General features: G+C 59.2%; 7 protein-coding genes and 1 tRNA gene. All 8 read left to right on the top strand.

Annotated elements, in window-relative coordinates; translation table 11 throughout:
• The first annotated feature begins 1,117 nt into the window (after positions 1-1,117).
• Positions 1,118-1,477 carry a hypothetical protein gene (locus ACF8O8_RS19675; protein ID WP_392510299.1) on the top strand — a complete coding sequence of 120 codons (360 nt, stop codon included), beginning with the start codon at positions 1,118-1,120 and terminating at the stop codon, positions 1,475-1,477.
• A 585-nt stretch (positions 1,478-2,062) separates the two neighbouring features.
• Positions 2,063-3,784: a tetratricopeptide repeat protein gene (locus tag ACF8O8_RS19670; RefSeq protein WP_392510298.1), complete on the top strand. Its 1,722-nt coding sequence runs from the start codon at positions 2,063-2,065 to the stop codon at positions 3,782-3,784.
• 4 nt (positions 3,785-3,788) lie between these two features.
• Positions 3,789-4,406, top strand: coding sequence for a lipoprotein insertase outer membrane protein LolB (lolB, locus tag ACF8O8_RS19665; protein ID WP_010951969.1), 618 nt, complete (start codon positions 3,789-3,791; stop codon positions 4,404-4,406).
• A 4-nt stretch (positions 4,407-4,410) separates the two neighbouring features.
• The gene (gene ispE, locus ACF8O8_RS19660) at positions 4,411-5,271 is read left to right on the top strand and encodes a 4-(cytidine 5'-diphospho)-2-C-methyl-D-erythritol kinase (RefSeq protein ID WP_010951968.1); all 861 of its coding nucleotides are present in this window, start codon (positions 4,411-4,413) and stop codon (positions 5,269-5,271) included.
• Between the two features lie 20 nt (positions 5,272-5,291).
• A tRNA-Gln gene (locus ACF8O8_RS19655) sits at positions 5,292-5,366 on the top strand.
• A gap of 48 nt (positions 5,367-5,414) precedes the next feature.
• Positions 5,415-6,356: a ribose-phosphate pyrophosphokinase gene (locus ACF8O8_RS19650; protein WP_003247410.1), complete on the top strand. Its 942-nt coding sequence runs from the start codon at positions 5,415-5,417 to the stop codon at positions 6,354-6,356.
• Positions 6,357-6,474: 118 nt separating this feature from the next.
• Positions 6,475-7,068 carry a 50S ribosomal protein L25/general stress protein Ctc gene (locus ACF8O8_RS19645; protein WP_049586382.1) on the top strand — a complete coding sequence of 198 codons (594 nt, stop codon included), beginning with the start codon at positions 6,475-6,477 and terminating at the stop codon, positions 7,066-7,068.
• A 79-nt stretch (positions 7,069-7,147) separates the two neighbouring features.
• On the top strand, positions 7,148-7,732 hold the full coding sequence (gene pth, locus ACF8O8_RS19640) for an aminoacyl-tRNA hydrolase (protein ID WP_003247413.1): 585 nt from the start codon (positions 7,148-7,150) through the stop codon (positions 7,730-7,732).
• Positions 7,733-7,746 lie beyond the last annotated feature (14 nt).

The raw sequence follows: 7,746 nt of genomic DNA, 5'->3' as shown, positions 1-7,746 counted from the left end.
TTGGCGTCGCCATCGCAAACGGACTGTACGCCTGATCAAAACCGCCGCTTAAGCTTTTGGGCTTTGGGCTTTTGTGTTGTGCTTTCACATCGAGTAGACATTCATTCACGATATAGGCGCCAAGTCACCTTTCCGCCCTTCCGGCGGGTTACTTTGGTCGTGGCCAAAGTAACCAAAACCGTCGGCTCCCATCATCCGGCCCCTACGCTGCGCTCCGGGGTCCCCTCGCTCCAGGCTTGCTCCCGGGAGGACCGCGCTGCAGGCCCCATCCTGGGGCCCAGCGCTTGACGGGCATCCATGCCCGTCACCTCCCTCCGCAATCCCTGCGCTCGGCCTCCTGAAGTCGCAATCTGCGTCGCCTGAACTATCGCGCACTTAGAAGCAAGAGCAAGAGCAAGAGCAAGAGCAAGTTGGAAAAACCGTAATGCATGGTTCATTCAAGAAAGGCACGCTCGATAGCCTGCTGGTCGCGAAATTGGCCGGCCAGTTTGAATATCGCCCAGGCAACTAAGCCGACCAAAGCGAGAAAACTCCTAAATATTTCCAGAGGACTTATCCACAAGCTTGTAGTCCATTTCCCAAATATATGCCCAGCTGTTGCCCTCCCCCCTTTCCGCGCCTAGCCTTGCCAATCACTGACGGGGCAAGTCCCGTCGTCACATCAACATTCCGTACCCACATCCTTGCCAAGGAGCGGTAAACATGGCTTTTGACGCGTATTTGCAAATCAGCGATATGCGGATAAGGTTGCCGGGGTGGGCAAGGCTGCCAACCTGATCAAAAAGGGAACCTATATTGGCATAGCGCTTGACGTAGCAGCGACGGGGCTAGAGATTCACCAGCCTTGTATTCTGGGCAGAGAAAGCGAATGCCAGCGAGCTTCATATGTAAACTCTGCATCATTAGCTGGAGGTCTGGCTGGTAGCGCTGTAGGCGGTTACCTAGGAGGGAGTATTGTTGCACCCGCAGTATGTGCGGCACTAGGAATAGGGACTGCCGGACTAGGGGCACTCACCTGCGCGGTCATCGGTGGCGCTGCCGGGGCGAAGTTAGCCGGTGATTTCGCAGGAGAAAAAGGCGAGGTATTAGGTAACTTTTTGTGTCACGAGCTCTCAAAATGACTAACATAGAGCCAGGACTGATCGCGCCGTTCCTGATTACAGCAATGCTAATTGCCGCTAGCGCGCAAATTATTATTTCATACAAATACACCGAGCATTTTGAATCTTTCCTGCCCACCTCCCGCCTCGTATCTGACAACATCAAAAATTACCAGCACGCCGGACTCTTGGGCAAAACAATAAGAACCGGCCAGATTGCAACACTGTTGGCCATACCCAAAATCTTCATTTACAGGGGTTACGCTGAAATTGAGGAAATAAAAAATTTCCCCCTCCGCGAAAAGCGCATTTTGTTAACCCTCTGGGTTATTCACATCACCTTGTTCATTGCACTGACGTTGTCGCATTATCTATGACTTCATGCCGATACGACTTGCCCCGATTCGAAACCTGACAGTCTCTAGGAGTGGTGTTCGCCATTCTTATCACCGCGATCTTCATATCCATGTCGATAACCCTATATTTACCCCATCGCCTGACTGAACACATTGAGTCAATGCTACCCAATTGCAAGTTAATCAGTGAGAGCAGAAAAACATATGCCGGACTTGGCTTTACCGGGAAAGTTTTTTTGATTCGGAACAATATCTTTAATGCCAACCTTCCCGAAAGCCTATGCTCGCAAAGGCTTAATAGATACCAAAGAAGCAAACCAATTACCAAGCCACACGAAGAAAACAATCAGAAGACTTGTCATTGTGTGCCTAGCGCTTTTTCTCGCACTGTTACTCTTTAGGGCATTCCTATATGTTGCCGATCATTACCAAACCCTTTGAAAGCAGCGCCAAACCTCAAGCACAAGCCCCAGCGAACCTCTCCCCCACCCCGCTGTCCCACTCTGCACCACCCAGCCTGTAAACCACGACCTTCGCAGGTGGGTTTGCCTCCGCGCTTGTGTCATCATGCTCCGACCGCCGGTGAGTCCTCCTATAAGCCTTTCTATGAACAAACCATACGCATTGCTGCTTGCCTTCGCCCTGCTCCAGGGCTGCCAAAGCCTGGCCCCGCAAAAGGCCGAGCCTCCCGTCGCCGAAGCTGGCAAGGGCGAGGCGGAAAAGCCCGTGGTGTATGGTTCGTTCAAGCAGGACACACTCTATAGCCTGTTGGTGGCAGAGCTGGCCGGTCAGCGCAACCGTTTCGACATCGCCCTGGCCAACTACACCGATCAGGCGGCAAAAACCCAGGACCCCGCAGTTTCCGAGCGCGCCTACCGCATTGCCGAGTACCTCGGCGCCGACGAGCCGTCACTGGAGAATGCACTGGTCTGGGCGCGCAACGACCCGCAGAACCTCGACGCCCAGCGCGCCGCCGCCATCCAGCTGGCCCGCGCCGGTCGCTATGACGAGTCCATGACCTACATGGAAAAGGTACTGCAGGGCCAGGGCGACACCCACTTCGACTTCCTCGCCCTGTCCGCAGCCGAAACCGACCAGAGCACCCGCGACGGCCTGCTACACAGTTTCGAACGCCTGCTGGTGAAATACCCCGACAACGGCCAGCTGATATTCGGCAAGGCCCTGCTGCTGAACCAGGACGGCAAGACCGAAGAAGCCCTGGAACTGCTCGAGTCGCACCCGGCACAAAACGGCGAAGTCGCCCCGATCCTGCTGCGCGCCCGTCTGCTGCAGGCCCTGGACCGAGGTCCGGAGGCCCTGCCACTGCTGCGCGGGGCGATTCGCGACAACCCGGACGACAAACGCCTGCGCCTGACTTACGCTCGCACCCTGGTCGAACAGGACCGTATCGCCGATGCCAAAGGCGAGTTCATCAGCCTGGTCCAGCAATACCCCGATGATGACGAATTGCGCTACTCGCTGGCGCTGGTGTGCCTGGAGAACAAAGACTGGGATGAAGCCGAAGGCTACTTGCAGGAGCTGGTCGAGCGCGACAGCTACGTTGACGCCGCGCACCTGAACCTGGGCCGCATCCACGAGGAGCGCCACGACCCTGCTGGCGCTCTGCGTGAATACGCCCTGGTCGGCCCGGGCCCAGACTACCTGCCGGCACAACTGCGCCAGGCCGACATCCTGATCGCCAACGGCCGCGGCACCGAGGCCTCGCGCCTGCTCGCCGACGCGCGCGAAGCCCAGCCAGACTACGCCATCCAGCTATTCCTGATCGAATCGGAAAGCTACAGCAACAACAACAAGGACGCCCAGGCCAACCAGGTGCTGCAACAAGCCATCCAGCGCTACCCGGACGACCTCAACCTGCTTTACACCCGCGCCATGCTGGCCGAGAAGCGCAACGATTTGACGCAGATGGAAAAAGACCTGCGCGCCATCATCGCCCGCGAGCCAGAAAACGCCATGGCCCTGAACGCCCTTGGCTACACACTGGCCGACCGCACCACCCGCTATACCGAAGCCAAGGCGCTGATCGACAAAGCCCACCAGCTGACCCCCGATGACCCGGCAGTGCTCGACAGCCTGGGTTGGGTCAACTATCGCCTGGGCAACCTCGACGCAGCTGAAACCTACCTGCGCCAGGCCTTTGCCAACTTCCCCGACCACGAAGTGGCCGCCCACCTGGGCGAAGTGCTGTGGGCCAACGGCAAGCGCCGCGAAGCCCGCCAGGTATGGGCCAAGGGCTTCGAAGCCCAGGCCGACAGCCCTATCCTGCGCAAGACCCTCTTGCGCCTGACCGGATCCGAGACTCTTTAACGCCATGTTCCTGCGCCATTGCATCACCTTTACCTTGATCGCCCTGCTGGCCGGCTGCGCCGGCTTCGGTAGCCGTGAGGCCCTGCAGGGCCACGGCGACCCGCAACAGTGGCGCGCCCACAAAGCGCAGCTGAGCAGCCTCGATGGCTGGCAGATCAACGGCAAGGTCGGCATCCGCGCCCCGCGCGATTCCGGCAGCGGTACGCTGTTCTGGCTGCAACGCCAGGATTATTACGACATTCGCCTGGCCGGCCCGCTGGGCCGTGGCGCCGCGCGCCTTACCGGCCGCCCGGGTGGCGTGGTGCTGGAAGTGGCCAACCAGGGCCGCTACGAAGCCACCAGCCCGGAAGCCCTGCTGGAAGAACAACTGGGCTGGCAGCTGCCGGTTTCGCATCTGGTCTGGTGGGTGCGCGGCCTGCCCGCCCCCGACAGCAAGAGCAAGCTGACCCTCGATGGCGACAGCCGCCTGGCCAGCCTCGACCAGGATGGCTGGCAGGTGCAGTACCTGAGCTACACCGAACAGAACGGCTACTGGTTGCCCGAGCGCCTGAAGCTGCACGGCAAGGACCTGGACGTGACCCTGGTGGTCAAGGACTGGCAGCCGCGCCAGCTGGGGCATTGATCGCATGCAAAAGCTCACCCTGCCCGCCCCGGCCAAGCTCAACCTGTGGCTGCACATCATCGGCCGCCGCGCAGACGGCTACCACGAACTGGAAACGGTGTTTCAGTTTCTAGACCATGGCGACGAACTGAGTTTTGCCCTGCGTGACGATGGCGTGATCCGCTTGCACACCGAGATCGAGGCCGTCCCCCACGACAGCAACCTGATCGTACGGGCCGCGCGCATGCTGCAAGCACAATCGGGCACCACGCTTGGCGCCGACATCTGGCTGACCAAGGTACTGCCCATGGGCGGAGGTATCGGCGGTGGCAGCTCAGACGCCGCGACCACCCTGCTGGCCCTGGCCCACCTGTGGCAACTGGACTGGGACGAAGACCGCCTGGCCGCACTGGGCCTGAGCCTGGGCGCCGATGTGCCGGTGTTCGTACGCGGCCACGCAGCATTCGCGCAAGGCGTAGGCGAACAACTGACCCCGGTCGACCCGATCGAACCCTGGTATGTCGTGCTGGTGCCGCAAGTGTCTGTCAGCACAGTAGAAATTTTTTCACATCCACAGTTGACACGTGATTCTCTCCCCCTTAAGATGCGCCCCGTTCCCGAGGGAAACAGTCGAAATGACTGCCAACCGGTGGTAGAGCAGAATTACCCAGAAGTTCGCAATGCGTTGAATTCACTGGGAAAATTCACTGAGGCTCGACTAACCGGCACTGGAAGTTGTGTGTTTGGGGCCTTCCCAAGCAAAGCCGAAGCTGATAAAGTTCTGGCCCTTCTTTCAGCGACCCAAACAGGGTTTGTGGCCAAAGGAAGCAATGTTTCGATGTTGCATCGTAAGCTGCAAAGTCTGGTCAAGAAGTCGAGCGCATGAGCGTTCGCAGCAACAGATACAGGGGCGTCGCCAAGCGGTAAGGCAGCAGGTTTTGATCCTGCCATGCGTTGGTTCGAATCCAGCCGCCCCTGCCATTTTCCTTATACTCATCCAGGTATACCCTCAGCCTTCAGGTACTGCGCGTGTCCAAGATGATGGTCTTTACGGGGAACGCTAACCCCGATCTGGCTCGGCGTGTCGTACGTCAGCTGCATATCCCTCTCGGTGACGTCTCTGTCGGTAAATTCTCCGACGGCGAGATCAGTACTGAGATCAATGAAAATGTTCGCGGTAAAGACGTTTTCATTATTCAGCCGACCTGCGCCCCGACCAACGATAACCTGATGGAACTGGTAGTGATGGCCGACGCCTTCCGCCGCTCCTCAGCATCCCGAATCACCGCCGTGATTCCCTACTTCGGATATGCCCGCCAGGACCGCCGTCCGCGTTCGGCACGTGTAGCCATCAGCGCCAAAGTCGTTGCTGACATGCTCACTGTCGTAGGTATCGACCGTGTACTCACCGTCGACCTGCACGCTGACCAGATTCAAGGCTTCTTCGATATCCCCGTCGACAACATCTACGGCTCGCCCGTACTGGTTGACGACATCGAAGACCAGCGTTTCGAGAACCTGATGATCGTCTCCCCGGACATCGGTGGTGTCGTGCGCGCACGCGCTGTCGCCAAGTCCCTGGGCGTCGATCTGGGTATCATCGACAAACGCCGCGAAAAGGCTAACCACTCCGAGGTTATGCACATCATCGGCGACGTCGAAGGGCGCACCTGCATCCTGGTAGACGACATGGTCGACACCGCCGGCACCCTGTGCCACGCGGCCAAGGCCCTGAAAGAGCACGGCGCTGCCAAGGTTTACGCCTATTGCACGCACCCTGTCCTGTCGGGCCGCGCAATCGAGAACATCGAGAAGTCGGTACTGGACGAGCTGGTGGTGACCAACACCGTTCCGCTGTCTGCCGCTGCTCAAGCCTGTGACCGTATCCGCCAGCTGGATATCGCACCGGTTGTCGCTGAAGCGGTACGCCGCATCAGCAACGAAGAATCGATCAGCGCGATGTTCCGCTAAGCGGGACACGTGTTGATGTGAAGCGCCCCGCCCCAACCTGTGTTGGGGCGGGGCTTTTTTGCCATCCCCGTTGGCGCTGGTCGCAAACGCCCTCGGGGGGCTACTTTGGAGAAACAAAATGACTGAATTCACTCTGAACGCCCAAGCGCGTACTGACCTGGGGAAAGGTGCGAGCCGCCGCCTGCGTCACTCCGCGAACATCCCAGCCGTTGTCTACGGTGGTAACCAGGACGCCCAGTCCCTGACCATCCTGGCCAAGGAAATCACCAAACTGTTCGAAAACGAGGCTGCCTTCAGCCACGTTCTGGAACTGAACGTCGACGGTGCCAAGCAAAACGTCGTGGTCAAGGCCCTGCAGCGCCACCCGGCCAAAGGCTTCATCATGCACGCCGACTTCGTTCGCGTCGTTGCTGGCCAGAAGCTGACCGCCAAGGTTCCGGTTCACTTCATCAACGAAGAAGCCCCGGTCAAGAAAGGCGGCGAGATCTCCCACGTTGAGTCCGAGATCGAAGTTTCCTGCGAAGCCAAAGACCTGCCTGAGTTCATCGAAGTCGACCTGGCCAACGCTGAAATCGGCACCATCATCCACCTGTCGGACCTGAAAGCTCCGAAAGGCGTAGAGTTCGTCGCTCTGGCCCACGGTGATGACAAAGCTGTTGCCAACGTTCACGCTCCACGCGTTGCTCCAGAAGCAGAAGGCGCTGCCGAGTAATCCACTCGCACGCCGGCGTTGATCGGGTTACAGTGCCGCGCGCACTGTAACCCACCAACTCCAAGGAAGAGCCCCTGACGTGACCGCCATCCAGTTGATCGTTGGCCTGGGTAACCCCGGCCCCGAATACGAACAGACCCGGCATAACGCAGGGGCTCTTTTCGTTGAACGCCTTGCCAGCGCCCAGCGTGTTTCGCTGACCGCTGACAAAAAGTATTTCGGCCTGACGGCTAAATTCAGCCATCAGGGCAACGACGTTCGTTTGTTGATCCCCACCACCTACATGAACCGCAGCGGCCAGTCCGTAGCGGCCTTGGCCAATTTCTTCCGCATCAAGCCGGAAGCGATACTGGTGGCACACGACGAACTCGATCTGCCCCCGGGCGTTGCCAAGCTCAAGCGCGGCGGCGGCCATGGTGGGCACAACGGCCTGCGCGACATCATCGCGCAGCTCGGCAACCAGAACGACTTCCACCGCCTGCGGCTTGGCATCGGCCACCCGGGTGACGCCAAACTGGTATCCAACTTCGTCCTGGGCCGCGCGCCGCGCGCCGAGCAGGAGAAGCTCGACGCCAGCATCGATTTTGCCCTCGGCGTGCTGCCGGACGTGCTTGCCGGCGATTTCGCCAAGGCGATGCGCGAGCTGCACAGCCAGAAGGCCTGATTTCCTTTAGAGAG

This window comes from Pseudomonas sp. TYF_14 (genome assembly GCF_043105275.1).
GTDB classification, from domain to species: Bacteria; Pseudomonadota; Gammaproteobacteria; order Pseudomonadales; family Pseudomonadaceae; genus Aquipseudomonas; species Aquipseudomonas alloputida.
Note: the sequence above shows the minus strand (reverse complement) of the source record. Positions and strands in the feature narration are given on the sequence as shown.